General features: G+C 72.5%; 26 protein-coding genes and 1 riboswitch. Of the genes, 14 read left to right on the top strand and 12 right to left on the bottom strand.

Annotated elements, in window-relative coordinates; translation table 11 throughout:
- Nucleotides 1-6 precede the first annotated feature (6 nt).
- Nucleotides 7-1,014, top strand: coding sequence for a carbohydrate-binding protein (locus tag ACZ4MU_RS01815; RefSeq protein WP_467869694.1), 1,008 nt, complete (start codon nucleotides 7-9; stop codon nucleotides 1,012-1,014).
- Between the two features lie 57 nt (nucleotides 1,015-1,071).
- Here ACZ4MU_RS01815 and ACZ4MU_RS01810 read toward each other — a convergent pair whose 3' ends face one another.
- The 3 genes from ACZ4MU_RS01810 to ACZ4MU_RS01800 form a co-directional block, all read right to left on the bottom strand.
- On the bottom strand, nucleotides 1,072-1,992 hold the full coding sequence (locus ACZ4MU_RS01810; protein WP_467869692.1) for a 1-phosphofructokinase family hexose kinase: 921 nt from the start codon (nucleotides 1,990-1,992) through the stop codon (nucleotides 1,072-1,074).
- A gap of 79 nt (nucleotides 1,993-2,071) precedes the next feature.
- A complete protein-coding gene (gene nagA / locus ACZ4MU_RS01805) occupies nucleotides 2,072-3,217 on the bottom strand; it encodes an N-acetylglucosamine-6-phosphate deacetylase (RefSeq protein ID WP_467869690.1) in 1,146 nt (381 codons plus the stop codon).
- A complete protein-coding gene (locus tag ACZ4MU_RS01800; RefSeq protein ID WP_467869688.1) occupies nucleotides 3,217-4,206 on the bottom strand; it encodes an ROK family protein in 990 nt (329 codons plus the stop codon). The genes nagA and ACZ4MU_RS01800 overlap by 1 nt, the downstream gene beginning before the upstream one ends.
- A 305-nt stretch (nucleotides 4,207-4,511) precedes the next feature.
- Between ACZ4MU_RS01800 and ACZ4MU_RS01795 the strand changes: the two genes are divergently transcribed.
- The 3 genes from ACZ4MU_RS01795 to otsB all read left to right on the top strand — a co-directional run bounded on the left by ACZ4MU_RS01795 (nucleotide 4,512) and on the right by otsB (nucleotide 7,008).
- Complete coding sequence (locus tag ACZ4MU_RS01795) at nucleotides 4,512-5,732, top strand: extracellular solute-binding protein (RefSeq protein ID WP_467870595.1); 1,221 nt, start codon at nucleotides 4,512-4,514, stop codon at nucleotides 5,730-5,732.
- A gap of 121 nt (nucleotides 5,733-5,853) precedes the next feature.
- Nucleotides 5,854-6,105, top strand: a complete 252-nt coding sequence (locus ACZ4MU_RS01790; protein ID WP_467869686.1) for a DUF3263 domain-containing protein — start codon at nucleotides 5,854-5,856, stop codon at nucleotides 6,103-6,105.
- 60 nt (nucleotides 6,106-6,165) lie between these two features.
- On the top strand, nucleotides 6,166-7,008 hold the full coding sequence (otsB, locus tag ACZ4MU_RS01785; RefSeq protein ID WP_467869684.1) for a trehalose-phosphatase: 843 nt from the start codon (nucleotides 6,166-6,168) through the stop codon (nucleotides 7,006-7,008).
- 144 nt (nucleotides 7,009-7,152) lie between these two features.
- Here otsB and ACZ4MU_RS01780 read toward each other — a convergent pair whose 3' ends face one another.
- Both ACZ4MU_RS01780 and ACZ4MU_RS01775 read right to left on the bottom strand, forming a co-directional pair.
- Nucleotides 7,153-8,538 (bottom strand): alpha,alpha-trehalose-phosphate synthase (UDP-forming), encoded by a 1,386-nt coding sequence (locus tag ACZ4MU_RS01780; RefSeq protein WP_467869682.1) that lies wholly within the window; start codon nucleotides 8,536-8,538, stop codon nucleotides 7,153-7,155.
- Between the two features lie 123 nt (nucleotides 8,539-8,661).
- A complete protein-coding gene (locus ACZ4MU_RS01775; protein WP_467869680.1) occupies nucleotides 8,662-9,609 on the bottom strand; it encodes a glucosyl-3-phosphoglycerate synthase in 948 nt (315 codons plus the stop codon).
- A 189-nt stretch (nucleotides 9,610-9,798) separates the two neighbouring features.
- Nucleotides 9,799-9,926: riboswitch (SAM riboswitch) on the top strand.
- On the opposite strand from ACZ4MU_RS01775, the gene thrC reads away from it, so the two are divergent.
- The 4 genes from thrC to groL all read left to right on the top strand — a co-directional run bounded on the left by thrC (nucleotide 9,920) and on the right by groL (nucleotide 14,157).
- On the top strand, nucleotides 9,920-11,260 hold the full coding sequence (thrC, locus tag ACZ4MU_RS01770) for a threonine synthase (RefSeq protein WP_467869678.1): 1,341 nt from the start codon (nucleotides 9,920-9,922) through the stop codon (nucleotides 11,258-11,260). (Overlaps the previous riboswitch by 7 nt.)
- Before the next feature lie 36 nt (nucleotides 11,261-11,296).
- Nucleotides 11,297-11,575: a MoaD/ThiS family protein gene (locus ACZ4MU_RS01765; RefSeq protein ID WP_467869676.1), complete on the top strand. Its 279-nt coding sequence runs from the start codon at nucleotides 11,297-11,299 to the stop codon at nucleotides 11,573-11,575.
- Nucleotides 11,576-11,984: 409 nt separating this feature from the next.
- On the top strand, nucleotides 11,985-12,188 hold the full coding sequence (locus ACZ4MU_RS01760) for a cold-shock protein (protein WP_005315736.1): 204 nt from the start codon (nucleotides 11,985-11,987) through the stop codon (nucleotides 12,186-12,188).
- 343 nt (nucleotides 12,189-12,531) lie between these two features.
- Nucleotides 12,532-14,157: a chaperonin GroEL gene (gene groL, locus ACZ4MU_RS01755; RefSeq protein ID WP_365100344.1), complete on the top strand. Its 1,626-nt coding sequence runs from the start codon at nucleotides 12,532-12,534 to the stop codon at nucleotides 14,155-14,157.
- A 126-nt stretch (nucleotides 14,158-14,283) separates the two neighbouring features.
- Here the strand turns inward: groL and murQ are convergent, their stop codons facing one another.
- Nucleotides 14,284-15,201 (bottom strand): N-acetylmuramic acid 6-phosphate etherase, encoded by a 918-nt coding sequence (gene murQ / locus ACZ4MU_RS01750; protein ID WP_467869673.1) that lies wholly within the window; start codon nucleotides 15,199-15,201, stop codon nucleotides 14,284-14,286.
- Nucleotides 15,202-15,243: 42 nt separating this feature from the next.
- A complete protein-coding gene (locus ACZ4MU_RS01745) occupies nucleotides 15,244-16,164 on the bottom strand; it encodes a MurR/RpiR family transcriptional regulator (protein ID WP_467869671.1) in 921 nt (306 codons plus the stop codon).
- An 86-nt stretch (nucleotides 16,165-16,250) separates the two neighbouring features.
- On the opposite strand from ACZ4MU_RS01745, the gene ACZ4MU_RS01740 reads away from it, so the two are divergent.
- A complete protein-coding gene (locus tag ACZ4MU_RS01740) occupies nucleotides 16,251-16,622 on the top strand; it encodes a hypothetical protein (RefSeq protein ID WP_467869669.1) in 372 nt (123 codons plus the stop codon).
- Nucleotides 16,619-16,888, top strand: coding sequence for a DUF4031 domain-containing protein (locus ACZ4MU_RS01735; RefSeq protein WP_467869667.1), 270 nt, complete (start codon nucleotides 16,619-16,621; stop codon nucleotides 16,886-16,888). The genes ACZ4MU_RS01740 and ACZ4MU_RS01735 overlap by 4 nt, the downstream gene beginning before the upstream one ends.
- Before the next feature lie 75 nt (nucleotides 16,889-16,963).
- Here the strand turns inward: ACZ4MU_RS01735 and ACZ4MU_RS01730 are convergent, their stop codons facing one another.
- Entirely contained in the window at nucleotides 16,964-17,596 is a 633-nt protein-coding gene (locus ACZ4MU_RS01730) for an HD domain-containing protein (protein ID WP_467869665.1), read from the bottom strand.
- A gap of 534 nt (nucleotides 17,597-18,130) precedes the next feature.
- Here ACZ4MU_RS01730 and ACZ4MU_RS01725 point away from each other — a divergent pair.
- Entirely contained in the window at nucleotides 18,131-19,363 is a 1,233-nt protein-coding gene (locus ACZ4MU_RS01725) for an alpha/beta hydrolase family protein (protein ID WP_467869663.1), read from the top strand.
- Nucleotides 19,364-19,469: 106 nt separating this feature from the next.
- Nucleotides 19,470-20,159: a copper homeostasis protein CutC gene (locus ACZ4MU_RS01720; RefSeq protein WP_467869661.1), complete on the top strand. Its 690-nt coding sequence runs from the start codon at nucleotides 19,470-19,472 to the stop codon at nucleotides 20,157-20,159.
- Nucleotides 20,160-20,276: 117 nt separating this feature from the next.
- Here ACZ4MU_RS01720 and ACZ4MU_RS01715 read toward each other — a convergent pair whose 3' ends face one another.
- Both ACZ4MU_RS01715 and ACZ4MU_RS01710 read right to left on the bottom strand, forming a co-directional pair.
- The gene (locus ACZ4MU_RS01715; RefSeq protein ID WP_467869659.1) at nucleotides 20,277-21,545 is read right to left on the bottom strand and encodes an LmeA family phospholipid-binding protein; all 1,269 of its coding nucleotides are present in this window, start codon (nucleotides 21,543-21,545) and stop codon (nucleotides 20,277-20,279) included.
- 92 nt (nucleotides 21,546-21,637) lie between these two features.
- A complete protein-coding gene (locus ACZ4MU_RS01710; RefSeq protein WP_467869657.1) occupies nucleotides 21,638-22,051 on the bottom strand; it encodes an ATP-binding protein in 414 nt (137 codons plus the stop codon).
- A 205-nt stretch (nucleotides 22,052-22,256) separates the two neighbouring features.
- Here ACZ4MU_RS01710 and ACZ4MU_RS01705 point away from each other — a divergent pair, with 205 nt between their 5' ends.
- Both ACZ4MU_RS01705 and ACZ4MU_RS01700 read left to right on the top strand, forming a co-directional pair.
- Entirely contained in the window at nucleotides 22,257-23,093 is an 837-nt protein-coding gene (locus ACZ4MU_RS01705) for a helix-turn-helix domain-containing protein (RefSeq protein ID WP_467869655.1), read from the top strand.
- The gene (locus ACZ4MU_RS01700; RefSeq protein WP_467869653.1) at nucleotides 23,090-23,332 is read left to right on the top strand and encodes a DUF397 domain-containing protein; all 243 of its coding nucleotides are present in this window, start codon (nucleotides 23,090-23,092) and stop codon (nucleotides 23,330-23,332) included. Before ACZ4MU_RS01705 ends, ACZ4MU_RS01700 begins: the two co-directional genes overlap by 4 nt.
- 7 nt (nucleotides 23,333-23,339) lie before the next feature.
- On the opposite strand, the gene ACZ4MU_RS01695 is transcribed toward ACZ4MU_RS01700, so the two are convergent.
- The gene (locus ACZ4MU_RS01695) at nucleotides 23,340-24,005 is read right to left on the bottom strand and encodes a hypothetical protein (RefSeq protein WP_365100327.1); all 666 of its coding nucleotides are present in this window, start codon (nucleotides 24,003-24,005) and stop codon (nucleotides 23,340-23,342) included.
- A gap of 222 nt (nucleotides 24,006-24,227) precedes the next feature.
- Nucleotides 24,228-26,279, bottom strand: coding sequence for a HelD family protein (locus tag ACZ4MU_RS01690; RefSeq protein ID WP_467869651.1), 2,052 nt, complete (start codon nucleotides 26,277-26,279; stop codon nucleotides 24,228-24,230).
- Nucleotides 26,280-26,289 lie beyond the last annotated feature (10 nt).

The raw sequence follows: 26,289 nt of genomic DNA, 5'->3' as shown, positions 1-26,289 counted from the left end.
CCCCGGATGACGCCCGGCAACAACGGCGCGAGCACGCCCGAGGACGACGATCCGTTCGGCTATCTGTACGAGGACGGACAGGCCTCCGGCGCCACCCCGCCCCGCTCGGGCGGCTACGGCTACCCCAATCCGACGGCTCCGCAGCAGCCCGGTGTGCCCCGCACCTCGTACAACCAGGTGCGGACGGTCGGCGAGCGCCAGTACGGGCAGGTCCCGCAGCAGCAGTACAACCAGCAGTACAACCAGCAGTACGGCCAGCCCCCGCAGCAGCAGGGCCGGCAGCAGTACGGCCAGCCCACCGCCCAGTACGCGGCGCCCGAGACGTACGGCGGCGGTACCGGCCGTCCCGCGCCCCCGGCCGCCCAGGGCGGCGGGCGCGGCAGTCGGGGCCCCAACACCAAGGGCCTGCTGATCGGCGCGGTCGCGGTGGTCGCGGCGGTCGTCATCGGCATCGGTGTGGCGCTCGCCACCAACGACGACGGCAAGAAGGACGAGGGCGCGGGCACGCCGACGGGCGGCGCCTCCACGGGGGCCCCGCAGTCGCCGTCGAAGAAGCCCTCCGGCTCGCCCTCCGCCCCGGTCCAGGAGCTCCCCAAGCAGGACGCGGCGACGCTGAAGCTGGGCGGGGGCGCGGTGCTGGCCAAGGACGTCAAGGGCGCGCAGGGCACGGACGGGGCGTACGTCAACGGCTTCAACCAGATCGGCGCCTCGCTGACCTGGCAGGCCGATCTGCCGTCGGCCGGCTCGTACTACCTGTACGTGCGGTTCGCCATCCCGGCGAAGGACGCCAACGCGACCGTGACGGTCAACGGCAAGCCGAACGCCCAGCCGATAGGCCTGAAGAACTTCAGGGGGTCCACCGACCCGAAGCTGGAGAACAACTGGCAGTACTCGTGGACGCAGGTCAGCCTGAAGCGGGGGCAGAACACCATCAAGTTCTCCTGCGAGCAGGGGAACCAGTGCGATGCCGTCTTCGACTGGGTCGAGATCAGCAAGACGAAGAAGCAGTACTAGACGCGTCCCTGAGTGCGTTGCCGGCAGCGGCCCGGCACGGTCCGCGGCCGACGACGCTCACTCCGGCAGCGCGCTCACCCGTACCCCGGTCAGCAGTTCCTCGTACGCCTGCGTGTCGTACTCGCCCGCCACCGGCGCCAGCACCGTCGCCGTCGACAGGGCCACCGCCCTGGCCAGACGGTCCGGCCAGGGCAGGCCTTCCACCAGGGACGACAGCAGGGCCGCCACCGCCGAGTCGCCCGCGCCCGTGGGGTTGCCCCGGACCGGGGACGGCGGGGCCGCCCGCCAGGTGCCCTCGGGGGTGACCGCCACCAGGCCCTCGGGGCCCAGCGAGGCGACCACGCCGTGCGCGCCTCGGCGGCGGGCGTCGCGGGCCGCGCGCAGGGGCTCGCGGGAGCCGGTGAGCCGGGCCAGCTCGTCCGCGTTGGGCTTGATCAGGTCGGGGCGGGCGGCGAGGCCGCGCCGCAGGGGCTCGCCGCTGGTGTCCAGGAGGACGGGGACGCCCGCCGCGCGGGCCCGGCGGACGAGGTCCGCGTAGGCGCCGACCGGGACCCCGGGCGGCAGACTGCCGCACAGGGCCACCGCGTCCGCCTCCCGCAGCAGCGGCTCGTACGCCGCCAGGAACGCCTCCCACTCCTCGGCCGTGACGTGCGGTCCCGGCTCGTTGAGCTGGGTGGTGTCGCCGGTGGCCGCGTCCACGACCGCGACCGTGCGGCGGGTGGTCCCGGCGATGGGGACCAGCGCGTCGACGGGGGCGAGCGGGGCGAGCAGGTCGCGCAGGACCGCGCCGGTGCGGCCGCCCGCGAAGCCCGTGACGACGCACTCATGGCCGAGGGCGGCCAGCACCCGGGCCACGTTGAGGCCCTTGCCGCCGGGGCGCTCGGTCACCTCCCGCACCTGGTGCGCGGTGTGCGGGACGAGCTCGGGGACCCGGTAGGTGAGGTCGAGTGCCGTGTTCGGGGTGACGGTCAGGATCACGGGGTGATCATGCCAAACGGACGGGGGCCGACCCAGACCCCATGGGCCCGGTTCCGGCCACCGCCGTGCCCGGAGGAGCTCAGCCGAGCGCTGGCGCCACGATCCATTCGCCTCGGCGCATCACGCCCTTGAGCGTGAACGCCTCGTCCAGGATCACCAGGTCCGCGTCCTTGCCGGGCTCCAGTGAGCCGACCCTGTCGTACACGCCGAGCAGCCGCGCCGGGTTGGCGCTGAGCGCGCGGACCGCGTCCTCGGGCGAGAGGCCGTCGACGCTCACCGCGCGCCGGAAGGCGCGGTCCTGGGTGAGGGTGGAGCCCGCGATGGAGCCGCCCTCGACGAGCCGGGCGACGCCCTCCTTGACCTCGACCTCCAGCGGCCCGAGGTGGTAGAGCCCGTCGCCGAACCCGGCCGCGTCCATGGCGTCGGTGATGAAGGCGACCCGGTCGGCGCCCTTGTGGTGGAAGGCCAGTTCGAGCGAGGCCGGGTGCAGATGCGTACCGTCGTTGATCAGCTCGACGGTGATCCGCTCGTCCTCCAGGAGGGCGGCGATCGGGCCGGGCGTGCGGTGGCCGAGCGCGGGCATCGCGTTGTAGAGGTGGGTGGCGACGGTGGCGCCCGCGTCGATCGCCTCGACGGTCTGCTCGTAGGTGGCGTCGGTGTGGCCGATGGCGGCGATCACCCCGTGCTCGGCGAGCAGGCGTACGGAGTCCAGGCCGCCGGGCAGCTCGGTGGCGAGGGTGAACATCCGGGCGGTGCCCCGGGCCGCGTCCATCAGCTTGCGGACCTCGGCCGGGTCGGGGTGGCGCAGCAGGTCCTCGCTGTGGGCGCCCTTGCGGCACGGCGAGATGAAGGGGCCCTCGAAGTGGATGCCCGCCAGGTCGCCCTGCTCGACCAGCTCGGAGAGCAGCCCGGCCCGCTGGGCGAGGAAGTCCATCTCGCCGGTGACGGTGGAGGCGACCATGGTGGTGGTGCCGTGCAGGCGGTGGGTGTGGATGCCCGTGAGGACGTCCTCGACCGTGCCGTTGGTGAAGGAGGCGCCGCCGCCGCCGTGGACGTGCATGTCGACGAAGCCGGGGACGACCCAGTGGCCGCTGAGGTCGACGCGCTCGGCGCTTTCGGGCGCGCTCCCCGCGATCCGCGCGCCCTCGACGATCACGCGTCCGTTCTCGACGACGCCGGTCGGCAGCACGACGCGGGCGCCGGAGAGGACCTTGACTGCGGCCATCAGGCGGTTACCTCCGTGGAGTGGGTGGCGCCGGGAGGGGTCCCGGTGCCGGGGGCGGGCGCGGTGCCGGTGGCGTCGAGCAGGTCCCAGGCGAGCAGTCCCGCGCCCAGGCAGCCCGCCGTGTCGCCGAGGGCCGCCGGGACGATCGCGGGCATCTTCTGGAACGTGACGCGCTCCTCGACGGCCGCCCGCAGCGGCAGGAACAAGGTTTCCCCGGCCTCGGCGAGTCCGCCACCGATGATCAGGGTGCGCGGGTCGAGCAGGGTGAGCGCGGTGACCAGGCCGTCCGCGAGCGCGGCTACGGCGTCGTGCCAGACCGCCCGCGCGGCCGGGTCGCCGGACTCGACGGCCTTGGCGCAGTCGGCGGCGTCCGCGTCCGGGTCGCCGCTGGCCTCGGCCCACGCCTGGGTGACGGCGGAGGCGGAGGCGAGGCGCTCCAGGCAGCCGCGCTGGCCGCAGCCGCAGGGGATGCCGCCGGGGCGCACCACGATGTGGCCGATCTCGCCCGCGTAGCCGTGGGCGCCCGGCTCGATGCGGCCGTCGATGCCGATGGCCCCGGCGATGCCGGTGCCCAGCGGCACGAAGAGGAAGCGGTCGGCGCCCCGGCCCGCGCCGATGCGGCCCTCGGCGAGGCCGCCGGTGCGCACGTCGTGGCCGAGGGCGACGGGCACGCCGTCGAGGCGCTCGCTCAGCAGCCGCCGCATCGGGACGTCGCGCCAGCCGAGGTTGGCGGCGTAGACGGCGACGCCGTTCTCGGCGTCGACGATGCCGGGCACGGCGACGCCGGCCGCACGGGCGCTCTCGCCGAAGTGCTCCTCACCGTACGACCGCAGCTCGGCGGCGAAGTCGAGGATGCCCGCCACGACGGCCTCGGGGCCGCGCTCGCGGCCGGTGGGCCTGCGCGCCTCGTACAGCAGGCCGCCGTCCACCCCGATGAGGGCGGCTTTCATCCCGGTGCCGCCCACATCCAGGGCGATGACGTGTCTCACGGGGGACAGTCTCGCGCGTTCACCCATGAAAGGTCTAGTCCACTCACCGTATGGCGGGGTAAGCGTTTTCCCAAGTGCCGCCCCGAATACGGCCGTACGGGTGGGGCATCCGGGGGAGAAGTTGCGGAAGTGATATCCAACTGGTGTAGACCTCAGCCCCGGCTGCGAGGGAAGATCGCAGCTCATGTAGACAGGACGTTGCGAACAGGACGTTCACGGGGGACCGACTGGCGAACAACGAGGGTGGGACAGAGCACGTGCAGCGGCGCTTCTTCGGTCTGACGGCGGCGGTGGCCGCACTCGGCATGGCGGCGGCGGGCCTCACCGGCTGCGGCAGCGACGGCGGCTCCGGCAGCGTCACCCTCAAGCTGGTCGCCGCCGACTACGACATCGCGGGCGGCAGCAGCACCAAGGCGTACTGGCAGGACGTCGTCGGCGCGTTCGAGAAGAACAACCCCCGGATCAAGGTCGAGGTCTCCGTCCTGTCCTGGGACGTCGTCGACGCCAAGGTCGCCGAGATGGTGAAGGCGGGCAAGGCCCCCGACATCGCGCAGATCGGCGCGTACTCCGACTACGCCGCCTCCGGCAAGCTCTACTCCGTCGACCAGCTGCTCTCCATCCCCGTGCAGGCGAACTTCCTGGCGCCGCTGGCGGACGCGGGCGAGATGAAGCGCGTCCAGTACGGCATCCCGTTCGTCGCCTCCACGCGGCTGCTCTTCTACAACCAGACGCTCTTCGACAAGGCGCACATCAAGCCGCCGCAGACCTGGGCGCAGCTGGCGGCCGACGCGAAGGCGCTGAAGGCCAAGGGGGTGAAGACCCCGTTCGCGCTGCCCCTGGGCAGCGAGGAGGCCCAGGCCGAGACGATGATGTGGATGCTGAGCGGCGGTGGCGGTTACGTCAACCAGATCTCCGGCTACGACATCGACTCCCCCGAGAACATCAGGACCTTCAACTGGCTGAAGAAGAACCTGGTGGAGGAGGGCCTCACCGGGCCCGTCGCGCCCGCCAGGCTCAACCGGCAGGCGGCCTTCGACGCGTTCGCCAAGGGCGAGGTCGGCATGCTCAACGGCCACCCCTCGCTCATGGAGCAGGCGCGCAAGAAGGGCGTGAAGTTCGGCAAGGTCGAACTGCCCGGCGTGGAGGGCAAGGCCAAGGCCTCGATGGGCGTGGCCGACTGGATCATGGGCTTCAAGCAGAACGGGCACCGCGAGGAGATCGGCAAGTTCCTCGACTTCGCGTTCAACGACCAGAACGTGCTGGCCTTCGCCGACAAGTACGACCTGCTGCCCGCGACCCGTACGGCGTCGCAGGCCATGCAGAGCGACGGCAAGCACCCGGAGCTGAACGAGTTCCTGGCCGCGCTGCCCACCTCCGAGCTGCCGCCGGTCGGCAAGACCTCCTGGCCGAAGGTCAGCGAGACGATCAAGAAGCGGATCGGCGGGGCGGTGTCGCCCGAGGGCGATCCCCGGTCGGTGCTCGAAGGCATCGCGAAGGTCGCCACGGAGGCCGAGAACGCGGAGTAGGGCTGCCCGGGATTTGTCTGCGGGTGAGTGGTGGGTTGCTCGCGCGGTTCCCGGCGCCCCCAGAAGGTCCGCGGGCGGACCGGGCCCGGGCGGGTTGCCCGGCGGCGATACGTTGGGACGTATGACGGAACACGACGAGGGCGGGCGCGGGCTCGGGGAGCGGGCGCTGGCCGTGCTGGCCATCGAGCGGCGGTCCTGGACCGGTCCCGGCGCCAAGGAGCGGGCCGTGCGCGAGCGGCTGGGCATCTCGCCGACGCACTACTACCAGCTCCTCAACGCCCTGCTCGACGACGAGCGGGCGCTGGCCCACGACCCGGTCACGGTGAACCGGCTGCGCCGGGTGCGCGAGGCCCAGCGCGAGCGCCGGGGCTGACCGGCCCTCTTCCCCACCCCGGCATGGCTGTGGTCCGGGCCGCGCCGTTAGGGTCGTGGCATGGGCAGCCACACGCATTCTTTGCCGACTCCTGCCACGTCCGCCGGGCGCGAGGCGCTGGCCGCGATCCTGGCCGCGCCGGAGCGGGCCGCGATCGCGCTCGACTTCGACGGCACGCTCGCCGAGATCGTCGCCGACCCCGAACAGGCCCGGGCGCACCCCGGCGCGGTGTCCGCGCTCGCGGCGCTCGCCCCGAAGGTCGCCTCGGTCGCCGTGATCACCGGGCGCCCCGCCGGGGTGGCCGTACGGTACGGCGGGTTCGCGGGCGTCCCCGGTCTCGAGCACCTGGTGGTGCTGGGCCACTACGGGGCCGAGCGCTGGGACGCGGTGACCGGGACGGTCCACGCGCCCGCGCCGCACCCCGGCGTCACCGCCGCCCGGGCCGAGCTGCCCGGGGTCCTGGACACGCACGGGGCCTGGCGGGGCACCTGGATCGAGGAGAAGGGGCAGGCGGTCGCGGTCCACACCCGGCGCGCCTCGGACCCCCAGGCCGCGTACGCCGCCCTGCGCGACCCGCTCGCCGACCTCGCCGCCCGGCACGGCCTGATCCTGGAGCCCGGCCGGCTGGTCCTTGAGCTGCGGCCGCCGGGGATGGACAAGGGGGTGGCGCTGGCGGAGTACCTGCGGGAGGTGGACGCGGGGTCCGTGGTGTACGCGGGGGACGACCTCGGGGACCTGCCCGCGTTCGGGGCGGTCGAGAAGCTGCGCTCGGACGGGGTGCCGGGGCTGCTGGTGTGCAGTGGGGCCGGGGAGGTGCCGGAGCTCGCGGAGCGGGCGGATGTGCGGGTGGCGGGGCCGGCGTCGGTGGTGGAGTTCCTCTCGGCGCTGGCCGAGCGCCTGTAGGCGCCCCCACACCGCCCCTTCCCGAAACTCTCCGAGGGTGTCGTTCGTCCGCGGACCGTGGTGGGTTGCTCGCGCGGTTCCCCGCGCCCCTGGGCAGTCAGGGGCGCGGGGAACCGCGCGACCAGCCACCCACGGTCCGCGGAATCAGCGCCGCAGCTCCTCCAGCTGGTCCAGGAACCACCGCTGCGGCGGCAGCGCGGTCGCCGCGGCGGCCAGCCGCTTGGTGCGCGCCGCCCGCTCCTCCCGCCCCATGGACAGCGCCTCGTGCAGCGCGGACGCCGTCCCCGAGACGTCGTACGGGTTCACCCCCACCGCGTCCTCGCCCAGTTCCTCGTACGCCCCCGCCTCCCGCGACAACACCAGCGCGCACCCGGAGTCCGAGACCACCGGCACCTCCTTGGCGACCAGGTTCATGCCGTCCCGGATCGGGTTGACCAGCGCCACGTCGGCCAGCCGGTAGGCCGCCAGCGACCGGGCGAAGTCGTCCTTCACGTGCAGGACCACCGGGGTCCAGTCGTCCGTGCCGTACGCGTCGTTGATGGAGGCGGCCACCCGGGACACCTCCTCGGTGTACTTCCGGTACACCGCCAGGTCCTGCCGCGACGGGTAGGCGAAGGCGACGTGCACCACCCGCTCGCGCCACTCGGGGTGCTCCTCCAGGAGCTCGCGGTACGCCAGCATGCCCCGCACGATGTTCTTCGACAGCTCCGTGCGGTCCACCCGCACGATCGCGCGGCGGCCCGCGCCGATCTCCTCCCGCAGCGCGGCCATCCGCTCCTCGACGTCGCTCTCGTGCGAGCGGCGCCGCAGGAACTCCGCGTCCGCGCCGAGCCCGTGCACCCCGATCCGGGTGTCGCCCGTACCGCCGACGACGTCCGCGCAGCAGCGGGTGAACGCGTCGGCCCAGCGGTGGGTGAGGAAGCCGAGCCGGTCCGCGCCGAGCATCCCCTTCAGGAGCTGCTCGGCCACGTCGTCCGGGAGCATCCGGAAGTACTCGGGGGGCGCCCAGGGGGTGTGCGAGAAGTGGCCGATGCGCAGGTCTGGGCGGAGTTCGCGGAGCATGCCGGGGACCAGGGCCAGGTGGTAGTCCTGGACGACCACGGCCGCCCCGTCCGCAGCCTCGTCCGCAAGCGCCTGAGCGAAGGCCCCGTTGTACGTCTCGTACGCGGCCCACTGGCGCCGGAACTCGGCGTCGAAGGCCGGTTCCAGCGGTGTCTGGTAGAGCATGTGGTGGACGAACCACAGCACCGAGTTGGCGATGCCGTTGTAGGCGTCGGTGTGGACGGCGGCGTCGATGTCCAGCATCCGTACGCCCGGCTCGCCCACCCCGCGCCGCACGGCCTCCCGGTCGCCGTCGCCGAGCGCGGAGCACACCCACAGGGTGTCCGCCTCGGCGCCGATGGCGGAGAGGCCCGAGACCAGGCCGCCGCCGCCGCGGCGGGGTGTGAGGGTTCCGTCGGGGTCGAGGGTGTACGAGACCGGGCCGCGGTTGGACGCGACGAGGATCTGGGCAGCACGCGCGGGGACCATGGAGACGAACCTAGCCCGAAGCGGAATGCCTCAAACGTGCGAACAGCGTCACAGGCCCCTTTCAGGGCGCGCCCCGCTCACGCCGTCCCGCTCGTACCGGTCCCCGCTCACGCCGTCCCCCGTTCACGCCGCGCGATGCACCGCGTACTCCGAGATCTCGCGCATGGGCGGCCGTTCCTCGGTGTCCACCGCGTAGGTGCGCGGGACGAAGCCCTCCTCGGCGCGCTCGAACTGGGTCAGCGAGGGGCGGACCAAGTGGGCCCGGGAGAGGCGCAGTTGGGCCGTGCGGTAGATCGCCGCGGCCATCCGGCCGAGCGCCTGGCCGTCCTGGTGGCGGTGTTTGCGCACACCCACGTCGACCTGCGCCAGCGCGTCGAGCCCCACGGTGTGCAGCGCGTCGACGAGCAGACCCAGCTCCACTCCGTAACCGACGGGGAACGGCAGCCGCTCCAGGAGGGAGCGCCGGGCCGCGTACTCGCCGCCCAGCGGCTGGACGAAACCGGCCAGCTGCGGCCAGTGCAGATTGAGCAGCGGCCGGGCCACCAGTTCGGTGACGCGACCGCCTTGACCTGGGGAGTCGCCGAACGGCCGGTCGTACATCGCCTTGACGAGGTCCACGTCCGGATCGGTCAGGAGCGGGCCGACGATTCCCGAGACGAAGCCGGGGTCGAAGTCCCGCAGGTCCGCGTCGATGAAGCAGACGATGTCACCCGTGGTGACCAGCAGGGAGCGCCACAGGACCTCGCCCTTGCCGGGCAGCGCCGGTATCCGGGGCAGGATCGCGTCCCGGCGCACCACCCGGGCGCCCGCGGCGGACGCGACCTCGGCCGTGCGGTCGGTGGAGCCGGAGTCGACCACCACCAGCTCGTCCACCAGCGGCACGGCGGCGGTCATCAGCTCGCGGCGGATCGCGGTCACGATCTGCCCGACCGTGGCCTCCTCGTCCAGCGCCGGCAGGACCACGCTGACCGTGGTGCCCGTGCGGCGCTTGGCGGCCGTGATCGCGTCCAGCGGGCGGTCGGCCGCCGACCAGGAACGCCTGCTCAGCCAGCGTTCCACCTCTTCCAGCACGATCGGTGACCCCTCTGTGAGTGACGGTGCGAGCGGCGGCGCGGGTGCCGCGTGTGATCCATCTCGCGGTTCGGACGACTATCTCAAGCGTCCGGGCCTTCGGTTACAGTCTTGAACAACGCGGACGGCCCTCGCATGTCGGGGTCGCCGCGCGGACAAATGCCCGGGTCCCTGGACCCGGTGCCACAGCGCTCATCCAGAGGGACTGAGGGAACGGCCCGTTGAAGTCCCGGCAACCCTCCTGCCGACCGCGAGGTCACGGTGGGGAAGGTGCCAATTCCGTCTCATGGCGAAATGCGCCATGGGGAAGATGAGGAGAAAGGGCCTCGCCATCATGGCTGTGCACACCGCCGACGTAGCTGCCACCACCACCGCTGCCACCGCAAACGCCGCCACCTCCGTGGATCTCGGTCCCGCCGTCGCGCTTTCCTGCCGGGAATGCGGCGAGCGGTTCGACCTCGGCCCGATCTTCGCCTGCGCCCTGTGTTTCGGGCCGCTCGAAGTCGCGTACGACCTTCCGGCCGGTGATCCCGAAGCGCTTCGCAAGCGGATCGAAGCGGGCCCCGACAACATCTGGCGCTATGCGCCGCTGCTGCCCGTTCCGGCCAATGTGGCTGAAAAGCCCAACCTGAATCCCGGATTCACCAAGCTCGTCAAGGCCGACAACCTCGCCCGCGAGCTGGGCGTCACCGGCGGTCTCTACGTCAAGGACGACTCCGGCAACCCGACGCACTCCTTCAAGGACCGCGTCGTCGCCATCGCCGTAGAGGCCGCCCGCGCCTTCGGCTTCACCACGCTCTCCTGCTCCTCCACCGGCAACCTGGCGGGCGCGGTCGGTGCCGCCGCCGCCCGGGCGGGCCTGCGCTCGTGCGTCTTCATCCCGCACGACCTGGAGCAGGGCAAGGTCGTCATGGCCGCCGTGTACGGCGGTGAGCTGGTCGGCATCGAGGGCACCTACGACGACGTCAACCGCTTCTGCTCGGAGCTCATCGGCGACCCGCTCGGCGAGGGCTGGGGCTTCGTCAACGTGAACCTGCGCCCGTACTACGGCGAGGGCTCCAAGACGCTGGCGTACGAGATCTGCGAGCAGCTCGGCTGGCGGCTGCCCGACCAGATCGTCGTGCCGATCGCCTCCGGCTCCCAGCTCACGAAGATCGACAAGGGGCTCCAGGAGCTGATCCGGCTGGGACTCGTGGAGGACCGGCCGTACAAGATCTTCGGCGCCCAGGCCGAGGGCTGCTCGCCGGTGTCCACCGCCTTCAAGGCGGGCCACGACGTGGTCCGCCCGCAGAAGCCGGACACCATCGCCAAGTCCCTCGCCATCGGCAACCCGGCGGACGGCCCGTACGTCCTGGACATCGCCCGGCGCACCGGCGGCGCGGTGGAGGACGTCAACGACGAGCAGGTCGTGGAAGCGATCAAGCTGCTCGCCCGGACCGAGGGCATCTTCGCCGAGACGGCGGGCGGCGTGACGGTCGGTGTCACCCGCAAGCTCATCGAGGGCGGGCTTCTGGACCCGGCTCTGACTACTGTCGTCCTCAACACGGGTGACGGCCTCAAGACCCTGGACGCGGTGGCGCCGACCACCGGCCCGTCCGCGACCATCCGCCCGAGCCTGGACGCGTTCCGCGACGCCGGCCTGGCCGGCTGACTCCACCCAGCTCCCAGACGGAAGGCAGGAAGCCCCATGAGCGTCAACGTCCGCATCCCCACCATCCTCCGTACGTACACCGGCGGCAAGGCCGAGGTCGCGGCCGAGGGTGCCACCCTCGCCGAGGTCATCGCCGACCTGGAGAAGAACCACGCGGGGATCGCCGCCCGGGTCCTGGACGACCAGGGCAAGCTGCGCCGGTTCGTCAACGTGTACGTCAACGACGACGACGTCCGCTTCGAGCAGGGGCTCGAGACGGCCACGCCGGACGGCGCCGGGGTCTCGATCATTCCCGCCGTGGCGGGCGGCTGCTGAGCTACTCGGCGTTACCTGAATTGCCCCCTCCGCAAGCTAAGCGGAGGGGGCAATTCAGTGTGGTTCAGCGCGGTACAGTGGGGAAGTCCCCGTCGCCGCGCATGCCACGCGCATATGAGAACGCGACGAACGGCCGTCGAGATGCAGTCAAAGTGTTCGAGCATATTGCTCCCTAAGTGCGCTTTGCCCGGCCCGACTTGCCCCGTAATGCTGGAATAGGCGGCATTCCGCTCCCGGTCCGTGCCCGGAATTCTCGTCCGACTGACCTGTTGCAGAGGGCAGTTGGGCAGATACATTCAGCCGCGGTCGACGCGTTCCGGCGCACACCCTCTCCTGTCGGAGGGTGGAGATCTGACCCGGGTCCGCGAAGTGCGGTCCCGTGCAAGGGCCAGTAATAGGGGAGTTAGGCATGGCTCAGGGCACCGTCAAGTGGTTCAACGCGGAGAAGGGGTACGGCTTCATCGCGGTCGACGGTGGTGCGGATGTTTTCGTCCACTACAGCGCGATCCAGATGGACGGGTACCGCACCCTTGAAGAAGGTCAGCGAGTCGAGTTCGAGATCTCGCAGGGCCAGAAGGGTCCGCAGGCGGACATGGTCAAGCTCGCCGTCTGATCTCGGCGCGATCGGCCACCGACGCACACAGGCCCGTGGGGCCCGCATCCTCTGTAAATGGATGCGGGCCCCACGTGTGCGTCCGGGCCCGGCCGGTGGCCCGGCCCCCGGCGCCCGGGTGTCCGGGACCGGGCCGCGAGGGTGGGACGGCCTTGCACTCTCCGGGGTCGAGTGCTAATCATTGGCGTTAGCACTCTCCGAGTGAGAGTGACAGAACTTGGATCGGGTCAGTGAGGCCCGCGGACCGGGTGGGGCAAGGAACCACAAGGGTCGCGAGCCGTCCGTCGCGGGCACCGGCGCGGTCCACGAAGAACGCCACCCCTGTCCGGGAGGACCACTTCACATGGCCAAGATCATCGCGTTCGACGAGGAGGCACGGCGCGGTCTCGAGCGCGGGATGAACCAGCTCGCCGACGCCGTCAAGGTCACCCTTGGCCCCAAGGGCCGCAACGTCGTCCTCGAGAAGAAGTGGGGCGCCCCCACGATCACCAACGATGGTGTTTCCATCGCCAAGGAGATCGAGCTCGAGGACCCGTACGAGAAGATCGGCGCCGAGCTGGTCAAGGAAGTCGCCAAGAAGACGGACGACGTCGCCGGTGACGGTACGACCACCGCGACCGTCCTCGCCCAGGCGCTCGTGCGCGAGGGTCTGCGCAACGTGGCCGCGGGTGCCAACCCGATGGCCCTGAAGCGCGGCATCGAGAAGGCCGTCGAGGCCGTCTCCGGTGCGCTCCTGGAGCAGGCCAAGGATGTCGAGACCAAGGAGCAGATCGCTTCGACGGCCTCCATCTCCGCCGCCGACACCCAGATCGGCGAGCTCATCGCCGAGGCGATGGACAAGGTCGGCAAGGAAGGCGTCATCACGGTCGAGGAGTCCCAGACCTTCGGTCTGGAGCTCGAGCTCACCGAGGGCATGCGCTTCGACAAGGGCTACATCTCGGCGTACTTCGCGACCGACATGGAGCGCATGGAAGCCGCGCTCGACGACCCGTACATCCTGATCGTCAACTCGAAGATCGGCTCGGTCAAGGACCTGCTGCCGCTCCTCGAGAAGGTCATGCAGTCGGGCAAGCCGCTCCTGATCATCGCCGAGGACGTCGAGGGCGAGGCCCTGTCGACCCTGGTCGTGAACAAGATCCGCGGCACCTTCAAGTCCGTCGCCGTCAAGGCCCCGGGCTTCGGCGACCGCCGCAAGGCCATGCTCAACGACATCGCCATCCTCACCGGCGGCACGGTCATCTCCGAGGAGGTCGGCCTCAAGCTGGAGAACGCGGGCCTCGACCTGCTCGGCCGCGCCCGCAAGGTCGTCATCACCAAGGACGAGACCACCATCGTCGACGGTGCCGGTGACAGCGAGCAGGTCGCCGGTCGCGTGAACCAGATCCGCGCCGAGATCGAGAACTCGGACTCGGACTACGACCGCGAGAAGCTCCAGGAGCGTCTGGCGAAGCTGGCCGGCGGCGTGGCCGTCATCAAGGCCGGCGCCGCCACCGAGGTGGAGCTCAAGGAGCGCAAGCACCGCATCGAGGACGCCGTGCGCAACGCCAAGGCGGCCGTCGAGGAGGGCATCGTCGCGGGCGGTGGCGTGGCCCTGCTCCAGGCCTCCTCGGTCTTCGAGAAGCTGGACCTGTCGGGTGACGAGCTGACCGGCGCCAACGCCGTGAAGCTCGCCCTGGAGGCCCCGCTGAAGCAGATCGCCGTCAACGGTGGTCTCGAGGGTGGCGTCATCGTCGAGAAGGTCCGCAACCTGCCCGTCGGCCACGGTCTGAACGCCGCGACCGGTGAGTACGTGGACATGATCGCCGAGGGCATCATCGACCCGGCGAAGGTCACGCGCTCCGCGCTGCAGAACGCCGCGTCGATCGCCGCGCTGTTCCTCACCACCGAGGCCGTCATCGCCGACAAGCCGGAGAAGGCCGCCGCGGGCGGCGCTCCGGGCGGCATGCCGGGCGGTGACATGGACTTCTGATCCTCCCTGGAGGATCGGCAGGCCCGATTGCGTACGGAGGGCGGCACCCCACTGGGGGTGCCGCCCTTCGGCGTTCGCGGATACCGGCGGACAACCGGCCGGCCGGCGGCGGCGACCGGCGGCCCGCTACGGCAGAGCGGCCCGCAGCCGGCCCCGGGTCTCGGCCAGGCGCCGGGTCGCCGCCGCCGCGTCCAGGTCCGCGAGCAGCATCAGGATCGCCGTCTTCACCTCGCCGTCCGCCGCCTTCAGGGCCGCCTCGATCCGGTCGTCGGGCGCCTGCGTGGCCAGGGCGACGATGCGGTGGGAGCGGGCGCGCAGCTTCTCGTTGGAGGCGCGGACGTCCACCATCAGGTTCCCGTACGTCTTGCCCAGCCGGATCATCGTGATCGTCGAGATCATGTTGAGGACGAGCTTCTGGGCAGTGCCGGACTTCAGCCGGGTCGAGCCGGTCAGCAGCTCCGGGCCCACCACGACCTCGATGCGGTGCTCGGCGGCGGCGGCCAGCGCCGACCCGGCGTTGCAGGCCAGGCCGATGGTGAGGGCCCCGCGCGCCCGGGCGTGTTCGACGGCGCCCACCGCGTACGGGGTGCGGCCGGAGGCGGAGACGCCGACGACCGTGTCGAGCGCGGTCAGGGCGAGCCCGTCCAGATCGGCGGCCGCCAGCTCCCGGGAGTCCTCGGCGCCCTCGACGGAGGAGGCGAGGGCCGCATGGCCGCCCGCGATCAGCCCGACGACCTGGGAGGGGTCGGTGTTGAAGGTCGGCGGGCACTCGCTGGCGTCCAGTACGCCGAGCCGCCCGGCGGTGCCCGCGCCCGCGTACACCAGCCGCCCGCCCCGGCCCATCCGCTCGGCGGTGGCGTCGATGGCGGCGGCGATGCGCGGGAGCTGGGCGGCGACGGCGGCGGGGACCGTGGCGTCCTCGCCGTTCATGAGGCGGGCGATCTCGGCGGTCGGCAGCCGGTCGATGTCGGCGAGCTCGGGCCGGAACGCCTCGGTGGTCAGGGCGGCCAGCTGGGCGCGGAGTTCCAGTTGCGTGGAAGTCATGGCGGCGCTGCTCTTTCGTGACGTGTGCGGGGGCACCCGGGGTCAGCGGGTGCGCGGGTTGTGGCGGTGGGCGAGCGCCTCGTAGGAGGCGGCGAGCGCGGGGGCCGCCGTCTCGTACGTGCGCTGGGCGACACCGATGAACAGGCAGTCCACGACGAGGAGTTGGCTGGTGCGCGAGGACATCGCGGCCGGGCGCAGCTCGCTCTCGCGGGCGGTGGAGGTGGTCAGTATGTGGTCGGCGTACTGGGAGACCGGGCCGTCGGGGCGGCCGGTGACGGCGATGGTGGTGGCGCCCCGGTCGAAGGCGACGCGCAGCGGCTCGATGACGTCGCCGGTCGAGCCGGAGTGGGTGATGGCGACGGCCGCGTCCCCCGCGCGCAACTGCACGGCGTTGGTCACGGCGAGGTGCGGGTCGGTGTGCGCGTGCGCGATCAGGCCGATCCTCAGCAGCTTCTGGGCCAGGTCCTGGCCGACGAGCGAGGAGGCGCCGACGCCGTAGACGTCGATGCGGCGGGCCTGCGCGAGGGCGGCGACGGCCGCGCCGAGCTGGGCGGTGTCGAGGGCGGCGGCGGTGTCGGCGAGCGTCTGCTGCTCGTCGTGGGCGAGCTTGGCGACGACGTCGGCGAGGGGGTCGTCCAGGGCGATGTCGGCGGTGACGGCCGGGGCGCGCCCCGACTGCTGCTGGGCGGCGAGTCCGGCGAGCGCGAGGCGCAGATCGCGGTAGCCGGGGTAGCCGAGGAGGCGGGCCGTGCGGACCACGGTGGCCTCGCTGGTGCCGGTGAGCTCGGCGAGGCCGGTGACGGTGAGGGCGGCGCACCCGGCCGGGTCCCCGGCGACGGCCTCCGCGACGCGCTGCATCGAGCGGGTCATCGACGGTGCCAGGGTGCGCACCTTGGCCGCGAGGGCGGCGGGGGCCGGGGGAGCCGCGTCGCCGGTGAAAGTTTCCTTCACGTCGTGGTTCACCCTTGGAAGATATTTTCGCAGGTGGGGCGGGGTCAACCCCTCGGCCCGGGACGGGCGGAAGTGGGGGATGGGGTGACAATGGCTCCATGGACGACGTCGACCCCCTGGAGCAGTACCTGCACGCCGCCCGCGCCCTGGTGCTGGCGGATCTGGCCGCGCGCGACGTGGCCCAGGCCGATGTGGTCTCGCTGGTCGAGGACGCGGTGACGCATCGCCGGTGGTGGGTGGAGCAGTGGCCGGACGGGGCGTCGTACGTCGCCGGGCTGGTCGCGCAGGACGTGCAGGACGCGCTCCTGGAGAAGTACGGCCGCTGGCCCATCTGCCCCGTCTGCCACGCCGGGGACCCGCACGCCCTCGACGTGGAGCCCGAGCTCGGGCCCGATCCGCACTGGGTCTGCGGCAAGGCGGGCGTGACGGTGGCGCCGGTCGGCGGCCTGGGCACGGGCCCCCTGGCATGACGCTCTACATCGACCCGCCGACCTGGCCGGGCCATGGCCGCCTGTGGTCGCACCTGGTCAGCGATGTGTCCTACGAGGAGCTGCACGCCTTCGCGGCCGCCATCGGCTGCCCGCCGCGCGCCTTCGAGCGCGACCACTACGACGTACCCCAGTCGCGGTACGTGGACGCGGTGCGGGCCGGGGCGGTGGAGGTCGGCTCCAAGGAGCTGGTGCGGCGGCTGACGGGGGCGGGGCTGCGGCGGCCGAAGGGGCGCCCGGCGCCTTAGCCGTGGTGGTTTCGGCTGCCGGCAGCCGTCGTGGCCTCCGCGGCCGTCTTGGCCGTCGCTCGGCCGGTCGGTGGCTCAGCCGGTGAGCAGCTCCAGCTCCGTCGTCAGGTTCTCGCGGGCGCGGGTCTCCCACTCCCGGGCGCCGTACGGGGTACGGAAGAGCCTGGGCAGGGCGAGGAGCTGGCGCAGGACCTGGGCGCGGCCGGTGCGGAAGGCGTCGTCGGGGACGAAGGCGTACTCCTCGCGGACGGCGGCGGCGTACGCGGCGTACTCCTCGGGGCCGCCCGCGAGCACCGCGAGGTCCGCGTCGCACAGGACCTCGCCGTTGGTGTCGCCCTCGGCGGGGTCGTGGGTGACGGTCAGGCGTACGAGCCGGGCGACCTCGGCGGTGTCCTCGCGGCCCAACCCGGCCTCGGGCAGCGCCCGTTCGGCCAGCGCCGCGCTGCGCTCCTCGTTCTCGGACCGGTCCGGGCGGTAGACGGCGTCGTGGAACCACGCGGCGAGGCGGACGAGTTCGGGGGCGGTGGCGTGGTCGGCGAGGGTGTCGATGTGGCGCAGTACGGCGGTGAGGTGGGCGACGGTGTGGTACTTGCGGTGGGGCTCGCTCCAGCGGGTGAGGAGGTTGGTGGCGTAGGGGGTGGGGTCGGGGGTGGGGGTCTGGCGGGCGGCGCTGAGGGTGTCGGCCCAACGGGCAACGAGATCGACCATCCCCCGAGCGTAACGACGCCCCGCCCCCCTCCACTGGGGCTGCTCCCCGGGCCCTGTTTCCGCCTGCGGGAGGCGGTGGACCGGTCGCGCAGTTCCCCGCGCCCCTTATCGGGCCCGTTGTTCGCCTGCGGCCCGGTGGTGGGTGACTCGCGCAGTTCCCCGCGCCCCTGGCGTGTGCGGGTCCGGCTTTTGTGTGCGGCTCGGTGGTGGGCTGGCCGCGCAGTTCCCCGCGCCCCTAAAAGCCTGTGGCTGAGCCAACTGTTCGGCTGCGGCCAACCCCCTAGGGGCGCGGGGAACTGCGCGAGCAACCGAAGCCGACCCGCAGATGAAGTCCGGGCCCGATAAGGGGCGCGGGGAACTGCGCGAGCAACCCAGCACGGCCCGCAGGCGAAGGCCGGGCCGGATCAGGGGCGCGGGGAACTGTGCGAGTCACCCACCACCGGGGCGCAGGTGAGCACCCTCGGGCTACCCCCCGCCCCGCCCCGGGGGCCTCCCCGATGGGCAGGGGAGCGGCCCCCTGGGACAGTCGGAGGCATGATCGCGCCCTCTCGCCGGATCGTCCTGACCGCCACCGCCGCCACCGTCCTCCTCGGCAGCGGAGCCGCCACCGCCACCGCAACCCCCCGCATCCACACCGAACTCCCCCCACCCACCGGCCCCCACCTCGTCGGCACCGTGAGTCTGCGGCTCGTCGACCGGGCGCGGCGGGATCCGTGGGGTACGCGGAGCTGCCGGGAGCTGATGGTGGGGGTGCGGTATCCCGCCCGCCGGGTGCGCGGGTACGCGCGCGCGCCGCAGATGACCCGCGCCGCCGCCGACGCGTACGGCCGGACGAGCGGACTCGACGTGCCCGAGGGAAGCGTGGACTGGGGCGCCACCCGCAGCCACGCCCACACCCACGCCCCTGTCGCCCACCCCGCCCCCCACTCCGCCGGCTTCCCCGTCGTCCTCTATTCGCCCGGCGCCGGCGACCCCCGCACCCTGGGCACCACCCACTGCGACGAGCTCGCCTCGCGCGGGTACGTCGTGGTGATGCTGGACCACCCGTACGACGCCCAGGTCGTCGAGTTCCCCCGAGGCCGGCTCGAACGGACGGTGCTGCCCCGCGAGTACGCCCGCGCCAAGAAGGCCGGGCCCGAGCACGTCGTCGCGCTGCTGAAGAAGGTCGTGGACGTACGGGTGGCCGACACCCGGTTCGTCCTCGACCGGCTCCGCCACCTCCCCGGCCCCCTCGGGCGGCTCCTCGACCTCGGGGCGGTCGGGATGTTCGGGCAGAGCGCGGGCGGGTTCACCGCCGCGCAGACCCTGCACGACGACCGCCGCATCAGGGCCGCGCTCAACATGGACGGCGTGATGGGCTACACCGAGAACGACCACGACCCGGCGAACCCGTCGTCCGTCGGCACCGACGGCGTCACCCGCCCCCTGCTCCTCATGGGCATGGACGGCGACGACCACCACACCCTCCCCTCCTGGGGTGCCGTGTGGCGGCACAGCACCGGCTGGCACCGGGACCTGACCCTCACCGGCACCGCCCACGCCTCGTTCACCGACCTCCAGTCGCAGATCCCGCAGATCGCCCGCCGGCTCGGTCTGCCGGACGCCTTCGTCACCGGGAACGTGGGCACCATCGACCCGGTACGTTCCGTCGCCGCCCAGCAGGCGTACGTCGCCGCCTTCTTCGACCGGTGGCTGCGCGGCCGCGACGACGCCGGCCTCCTGGAACGGCCCTCGCGGCGCTGGCCGGAGGTGCGGTTCGTGGAGTGAGCCCCCGGCGCGCCGCCCCCTGACGCATGCGGCCCCGCGCCCCGCCGCGTAGGCTGTTATTGGACTAGACCTGTTGACCTGTAGGCAGCCGAGGAATTGGGGTCAGATGAGCAACCGTGCACTGCTTGAGGTGATCGCTCTCGACGCGGACGACGCCGTCGCGGCACAGGCCGGCGGCGCGGACCGGCTGGAGCTGGTCACCGACATGGCGGCCGACGGCCTCACCCCGTCCCGGCGGACCTTCGCGGCGATCCGCGCCGCCGTGGACATCCCGCTGCGCGTGATGCTGCGCGCGGCGGACGGCTTCGCGGCGGGCGACGTGGACGCGCTCGTACGGGACGCGCGGGCGCTGCGCGCGGAGGGCGCGGAGGAGTTCGTGCTCGGCTTCCTCGACGAGACGGGCGCCCCGGACATGACGGCCGTACGGGCGCTGGTGGCGGAGCTGGACGGATGCCGGTGGACGTTCCACCGGGCCGTCGACCGCGCCGCCGACCGCGACGCCCTGCGCAAGGAGCTCGCGGGCCTGCCCGGCCTCGACACGTATCTGACGGCGGGTGCGGCCGGAGGCGTCGACGACGGCCTGGAGACGCTGGTCGCGGAGGCGGGCCGGTCCGGCGAGCCCGGTTACGAGCCCCGCATCCTCGTCGGCGGCGGTCTCCGCCTCGACCACCTGCCGCGTCTGCGGGAGGCCGGGATCGACGCGGTGCACATCGGCGGCGCGTCGCGCCCCGGCGGCTGGTCGGCCCCGGTCTCGGCCCAGGCCGTCGCGCAGTGGCGCGAGGCCCTGGACGCGTAGCGGACGCCAGGCAGGAGAGGGAGCGGGAGCGGGAGTACGCGGCGAGCAGGGCACCTCGGCAGCGGGCAGCGGGGGTTACCGGGGCCCTGGCCCCGGCCCCGGCCCCGAGGCCTGGGGCTACCGCCCCTTCCCCACCACCAGCTGCACCCCCGAGACCGTCGCCACCACGCCGTCCTTCTCCACCCGCACGTCCCGCACCCGCAGCATCCGCGCCTCGCGCGGCAGCGTGTACGAGAAGGACAGGCGGTCGGACAGCTCCGGCGGGCGCATCGCCAGCAGGCCCGAGACCAGCTTCGGGTCGATGCCGATCTTCGACAGCAGCCAGGGGTGGTCCGCCACCACGTCGACGAGGTTGACCCCCGCCAGCTGCTCGGCGAACCGGGGCGTGCCGGTCAGCTCGTGCAGCTTCTCCTCGCTGCGCAGCGCCGCCGCGACGTCCGCCTTCGGCACGCCGAGCCGCTCCACCACCGCCGGGACCGACAGCAGCGCCTTCACGCGCGCGGTGTCCCGGCTGATGAGCTCGGCGGACTCGCGGTGCAGGGTCAGCCCCCGGTTCCGCCCCGGCCGGTACGTGGCGATCCCCGGCATGTCCAGGCTCATGCCGTCGACGTCCGTGGACAGCCCGTTGGTGCCGACCAGCCGCACCTGGGCCCGTGCCCGTACGCGCAGCTCCTGACCGGCGATCGTCAGCCGGCCGTCCGCGCCCACCGTGTCGCCGCTCACCCTGCTGAACTTCAGCTGCGAGGCCGCCAGTTCGCGGTTCATGTCGTCGAAGGACAGGGTGATCCGGCCGTGCAGGTCACCGATGACCGCACTGCGGATGTCGCTCGGCAGATCCCCCGTCAGTTTGATGTCCCGCGCACTGGCCTGCACCTTCGCGAGCGATATGCGGTCGGCTGCCACGTGCGGCACGGTGACGTCCACCCGTTCCAGACGCTTGTCCAGGACCTGCGTGAGGAACGGGAACCCGTGGATGTCCACCTCGGGAGCGGCGGCCAGATGGAGTTCGTCCTGGAGGGCCTGCCGCGCCTTCTTCTCCGCGTACATCGCCGCGCACCGGTCCGCCAGGACCAGGAACCCGACACACACGACCAGCCCGAACACCAGCTTGGCCAGGCGCGGGAGCGCGGCGAGGGGGCTGCGGCGGCGCCGACGGCCGCGCCCGGCGCGCCGCCGTCCCTTCCCCGCGCGCCGGTGGTCGGGCGGTGACCACGGGTCGTCCTCGGGCCCGGCGTGCATGCTGCTGAGGTCGAGCGGGAGGACCGTGAGCCCGGCGGCGGTCTCGGAGCCGGGCTCGTGACCGGTCTGCGAACCGCCCTCGTGACCGGGCTCGGGATCGGCCAGGGCCGCGAGTTCGTCGTAGGGGTTGCGGGGACGAGGTTGCATGCGTGTGGGGGAGCGCATCGTCTTATCCCACCACACATGCCCTCTTCGAACACAAGCGCCACCAACGGTACGTCCACCGCGACGGCATCCGGCTACCCGTCCACCCGTACCTCGGCCCACACCGTCTTGCGCGGCACCGGCCCCTCCTCCGTGCCCCAGCGCGCGGCCACCGCCGCCACCAGCAGCAGCCCCCGCCCCGATTCGGCCTCGGCCCGTCCGCCCGCGTCCGCCGACGCGCCCACGGTGGCCGGCAGCCGCCGGTCCCCCCGCCCGTCCGTCACCGCGATGCGCAGCGTCCCCTCCCGCAGGGCGAGGGCGAGTTCGAAGTCGCGGCCGGGCACGCGCGCGTGCAGGACCGCGTTGGACGCCAGCTCCGCGACGACCAGCGCGGCCGTGTCCGACGCCTCGCCGTGACGCGGCACGCCCCACTCCGCGAGCCGCCGGACGGCGAGCAGCCGGGCCAGCCGCGCGCCGTGCCGGGTGGCGGAGATCCGGCGTCTGAACATACGTACGGTAGTGGACAGATGGGCGGTCGTCGTTCCGTTCTCGGGGTGCATGGGGCCACAGTGGCGCCGCTCGCACGCCCGTGACCAGGCTGGGAGCGCGTACTCCGCGCGAGCGTACGCGGCCGTGCTGTAGACAGTACGGCTAACGGGCCGTAACTCTGGGTGAGTTGCGCGCGGGGAGATCCACTCACCGGAGGTAGCCGGAATGGCCTGGGACCACGAGGGATACGACAGCGAGCCGGAGCCGTCGGACAGTCTGCGGACGTTCGGCGCGGTCCTCCAGGCCCTGCGGGAACACGCGGGGCTGAGCCGCGAGGACTTCGCCGTCCTGGTCGGCTTCTCCAAACACACCGTCGCGTCGGTTGAGTTGGGCCGCCGCATGCCCGACCCCGACTTCGTCGAGAGCGCGGAGGCGGCCCTCGGCAACACGAACGCGCTGCGCAGCGCGATGCAGTACCTCAACCGCCAGCCGGGACTCGCCCGCTGGTTCCGCCGCTGGGCCCAGTACGAACGGTGCGCTATCAGCCTCTACACGTACGAGTCGCGGCTTGTGCCGGGGCTGTTGCAGACGGAGGCGTACGCGCGGACGTTGTTCGGGGAGCGCGTGCCGCCTCTGGCCGACGCCCAGGTCGAGGTCCAGTTGGCGGCCCGGCAGGAGCGGCAGCAGCTTCTGCGGGACCGGCCCAACACGTCGTTCAGTTTCATCATCGAGGAGCACGTCTTCCTGCGGCGCACGGGTGGGGCCGACGTGACCCGCGAGCTCATCGACTACATCCTGGAGTGCACCTCTGCTCGGAACATCCAGCTACAAATTATGCCCATGGCCACAGATGTTCATGCCGGGCTGAACGGTCCCATTCAGTTGCTCGAAACCCCGGCGAACCGCTGGTTCGGGTACTGCGAGGGGCAGGAGAGCGGCCAGTTCATCTCTGATCCCAAAGTGGTCAGCACGCTCCACACGCGGTATGCGAAACTGCGCACGCAGGCCCTCACCCCCGAGGACTCCGTGCGCCTGTTGGAGCAACTGCGAGGAGCGTTATGACCGCCACCGAACTCGCCTGGTTCAAGAGCAGCTACAGCAGCGGATCCGGTGACGACTGCGTCGAAGTCGCCCTCGACTGGCGCAAGTCCACGTACAGCGGTGATTCCAGCGGCGATTGCGTGGAGGTGGCCACCTGCCCCGCCACCATCCACGTCCGCGACTCCAAGAACCCGCAGGGCCCCGCGCTCGCCCTGTCGCCGGCCGCGTGGGCGCGGTTCGTCCCGTACGCGGCCGGCTAGGAGCGGGCTACTTCCAGTAGAGGCCCTGGCCCATGGTGAAGGGGCTGCCCCAGTACTCCGCCGACACGACCTTCGTCGTCGCGGAGGGCGCCAGCGCGACCGCGCAGCCCTTCTGGGTCTTGCCGTGGGTGAAGTCCTTGGGCAGGGACTCGCTCGGGCACTTGTCGAAGTGGCCGATGACCATGAGGTTCTGCGCCTCGGTGTCGTCGCCGAGGTGGCCCTTCATGTGGCCGACGGAGGCGTACGCCAGGTCCGTCGTGCCGACGTTCTCGACCGTGTAGCGGATGTAGTACGGGACCTTCCCGCTGACCTTGTCGCCGAGCTTGAGCGGGGCCAGGTCGGCGGGGGCGCCCTTCTCGATCGCGTCGACGGTGAGCGCGATCTCGCCCTTCGTCGTGGTGCCGTAGGTGAACGGGAACCGCGCGGCCTCGCCCAGCTTGAACGTCTGGCCGCCCTTGGCCTGGCCGGCTCCGCCGCCGCCCGAGGGCGCCGGGGGCTGGGTGGAGGGCGCCTGGGACGCGGGTGCGGACGGCGTCGGCTTTGCCCCGCCGACCGGCTGGTCCGCGCCGTCGTCCCCGTTGCACGCGCTCAGCGCCAGCGAACCGACGACCACCAGGCCGACGGACGCCAGCTTGACCCGGCCGCCGCCCTTGCGCATGACAGAACTGCTCATGGTGTGAACTCCCCCGTTGAAGCGATAACGCTGTGGACCGATGCTGTGGACCGCCTTGGCGATCTCTACGAACAGAGTTCCTACGGGACGAGCGCGACGCGTCGCCAGCGGGGTGTCCGAAATGCCAGGGCCCGTGGCCGATTCATGACGTCGCCAGGACGAAAGCGCTACGCGAGGCGGACATCGGCGACCTGGGGCGACCTGGGGCTCAGCGGCGGCGGATCAGGTCAGCTGGGCGGGCAGGGGTGCCGCGTGGCAGACGGTGAGGCCCGAGACCGCCCGGGTCAGCGCCACGTACAGGCGGCGCAGGCCGGTGCGTTCGTCCGGCTCGCCGTCGACCACGGCGGCGGGCTCGTCCAGGACCACGTAGTCGTACTCCAGGCCCTTCGCCAGCGAGGCGGGGACCAGGGTGAGCCGGGACTCGGCCGTGGTCTCCTCGCCGGGGTGCAGGAACGGCAGACCCGCCGCCTTCAGGGCCTCGGTGAGCACCGGGATGCGCGCGTCCGCCGCGATCAGGCCCGTCGAGCCCTCGTGCCCGAGCGCCTCGCGGCAGGCGGACAGGACGGCCGCGTCCAGCTCCTCCGGGGCCGAGGCGCGCACGTCCAGCGAGCCGGGCGTCTCGCGCACGGACTCCACCGGCGCCAGACCCGGTGAAATCGACGGCAGCAGCCGCGAGGCGTACGCGATCACCTCGCGCGGTACGCGGAAGCCCGCCGTCAGCTCCTCCACCACCGCGTCCGGCTTGCCGAGGTGACGCAGCGCCTCGTCCCAGCTCGCCGTCGCCCAGGGTGTGGTGCCCTGCGCCAGGTCGCCCAGGACCGTCGCCGAGCCGGTCGAGCAGCGGCGGCCGACCGCCCGGTACTGCATGGGGGAGAGGTCCTGCGCCTCGTCGACCACCACATGGCCGAGCGAGTGGGTCCGTGCCACCAGGTCGTTCGCCTCGTCGATCAGCACCGCGTCCGCCGCCGACCACTTGGCTGACCTGACGCTGCGCGCGGGCTTCGCCCACAGGATCGTCTTCTGCTCATCCGCGCTGAGCAGGCCCTCCGCGTGCGCGGCGAGGAAGTCGGCGTCGGAGAGCAGCCGCAGCACCAGCTTCGCCGGGTCGACCGGCGGCCAGAGCTCCTTCACGGCCGCCTTCACCGCCGCGTTGCGCGCCACCGCGTCCTGCACCCGGTCGTCGGGCGCCTCGCCCGCCTGCTCCATCCGTACGAGCACGGCGTGGGCGATGCGCTGCGGCAGGGCGTCCCGGGCGGCCCCGTACCGGATGTCGCGCTCCCGCAACTCGCGGACGATCTCCTCCAGTTCGTACGCCGGGATCCGCCACCGGCGCGAGCCGCGCACCACCACCAGCGGCTCGGTGGGCAGGCTCACATGGCTGCGGACGGCCCGGCGCAGCACCTCGGCCATCCTGGCGTCACCCTTGACGATCGCGGCGGGTGCCTCGTCGGTGCCCCGCACCTCGACGTGCGCCACCAGGTCGTCGACGGTCGCCTGGCGGACCTCCAACTCGCCCAGCGCGGGCAGCACTTGCTCGATGTAGTGGAGGAAGGAGGCGTTCGGGCCGATGACCAGGGTGCCGGTGCGGGCGAGGCGATCGCGGTGCGCGTAGAGGAGGTACGCCACCCGGTGCAGGCCGACGGCCGTCTTGCCGGTGCCGGGGCCGCCCTGGACGCAGACGGAGCCGCCGAGCCCCGAGCGGACGATCTCGTCCTGTTCCGGCTGGATCGTCGCCACGATGTCGCGCATCGGGCCGACGCGCGGGCGCTCGATCTCCGCCTGGAGCAGCTTGCTGGTGGTGGCCGCCTCGGCGGGGTCGGTGAGGTGCTCGTCCTCGTACGCCGTGAGCTCGCCGCCGGTGTAGCCGAAGCGGCGGCGCAGCGCGATGTCCTGCGGGTCCTTGCGGGAGGCGCGGTAGAACGGCTGGGAGACCGGCGCGCGCCAGTCGATCACCATCGGGTCGCCCTCGGCGTCGTGGACGTGGCGGCGCCCGATGTAGAAGCGCTCGCCCCCGGCGCCCTCGGCCAGCTCCGCGCCGGGAGCGTGCAGGTAGTCGAGACGGCCGAAGAAGAGCGGGGTGTGCGAGAGGTCCGCCAGGGCCTTGATGCGGTCGTCGATCTGGCGCTGGAGGACGGCCGCGTTCACCCAGTTCGCGGTGACGTCCTTGATGTCGAGATTCTGCACGTCCTCGCGCATGGCGCGCAGGGCCGCGCGCGACTCGGCGAGGTGGGCGCGCTCACGGCTGAGGGGGTCTTCGGGGTCGTGCGGGGACACGGGGTTCCTC

This window comes from Streptomyces sp. NPDC026377 (genome assembly GCF_055567715.1).
Note: the sequence above shows the minus strand (reverse complement) of the source record. Positions and strands in the feature narration are given on the sequence as shown.

Coding starts and splice junctions, on each gene's coding strand:
- ACZ4MU_RS01815 (WP_467869694.1), top strand. CDS start 7: ATGACGCCCGGCAACAACGGCGCGAGCACGCCCGAGGACGACGATCCG.
- nagA (WP_467869690.1), bottom strand. CDS start 3,217: ATGGCCGCAGTCAAGGTCCTCTCCGGCGCCCGCGTCGTGCTGCCGACC.
- ACZ4MU_RS01795 (WP_467870595.1), top strand. CDS start 4,512: ATGGCGGCGGCGGGCCTCACCGGCTGCGGCAGCGACGGCGGCTCCGGC.
- ACZ4MU_RS01790 (WP_467869686.1), top strand. CDS start 5,854: ATGACGGAACACGACGAGGGCGGGCGCGGGCTCGGGGAGCGGGCGCTG.
- otsB (WP_467869684.1), top strand. CDS start 6,166: ATGGGCAGCCACACGCATTCTTTGCCGACTCCTGCCACGTCCGCCGGG.
- ACZ4MU_RS01780 (WP_467869682.1), bottom strand. CDS start 8,538: ATGGTCCCCGCGCGTGCTGCCCAGATCCTCGTCGCGTCCAACCGCGGC.
- thrC (WP_467869678.1), top strand. CDS start 9,920: ATGAGGAGAAAGGGCCTCGCCATCATGGCTGTGCACACCGCCGACGTA.
- ACZ4MU_RS01765 (WP_467869676.1), top strand. CDS start 11,297: ATGAGCGTCAACGTCCGCATCCCCACCATCCTCCGTACGTACACCGGC.
- ACZ4MU_RS01760 (WP_005315736.1), top strand. CDS start 11,985: ATGGCTCAGGGCACCGTCAAGTGGTTCAACGCGGAGAAGGGGTACGGC.
- groL (WP_365100344.1), top strand. CDS start 12,532: ATGGCCAAGATCATCGCGTTCGACGAGGAGGCACGGCGCGGTCTCGAG.
- murQ (WP_467869673.1), bottom strand. CDS start 15,201: ATGACTTCCACGCAACTGGAACTCCGCGCCCAGCTGGCCGCCCTGACC.
- ACZ4MU_RS01740 (WP_467869669.1), top strand. CDS start 16,251: ATGGACGACGTCGACCCCCTGGAGCAGTACCTGCACGCCGCCCGCGCC.
- ACZ4MU_RS01735 (WP_467869667.1), top strand. CDS start 16,619: ATGACGCTCTACATCGACCCGCCGACCTGGCCGGGCCATGGCCGCCTG.
- ACZ4MU_RS01730 (WP_467869665.1), bottom strand. CDS start 17,596: ATGGTCGATCTCGTTGCCCGTTGGGCCGACACCCTCAGCGCCGCCCGC.
- ACZ4MU_RS01725 (WP_467869663.1), top strand. CDS start 18,131: ATGATCGCGCCCTCTCGCCGGATCGTCCTGACCGCCACCGCCGCCACC.
- ACZ4MU_RS01720 (WP_467869661.1), top strand. CDS start 19,470: ATGAGCAACCGTGCACTGCTTGAGGTGATCGCTCTCGACGCGGACGAC.
- ACZ4MU_RS01715 (WP_467869659.1), bottom strand. CDS start 21,545: ATGCAACCTCGTCCCCGCAACCCCTACGACGAACTCGCGGCCCTGGCC.
- ACZ4MU_RS01710 (WP_467869657.1), bottom strand. CDS start 22,051: ATGTTCAGACGCCGGATCTCCGCCACCCGGCACGGCGCGCGGCTGGCC.
- ACZ4MU_RS01705 (WP_467869655.1), top strand. CDS start 22,257: ATGGCCTGGGACCACGAGGGATACGACAGCGAGCCGGAGCCGTCGGAC.
- ACZ4MU_RS01700 (WP_467869653.1), top strand. CDS start 23,090: ATGACCGCCACCGAACTCGCCTGGTTCAAGAGCAGCTACAGCAGCGGA.
- ACZ4MU_RS01695 (WP_365100327.1), bottom strand. CDS start 24,005: ATGAGCAGTTCTGTCATGCGCAAGGGCGGCGGCCGGGTCAAGCTGGCG.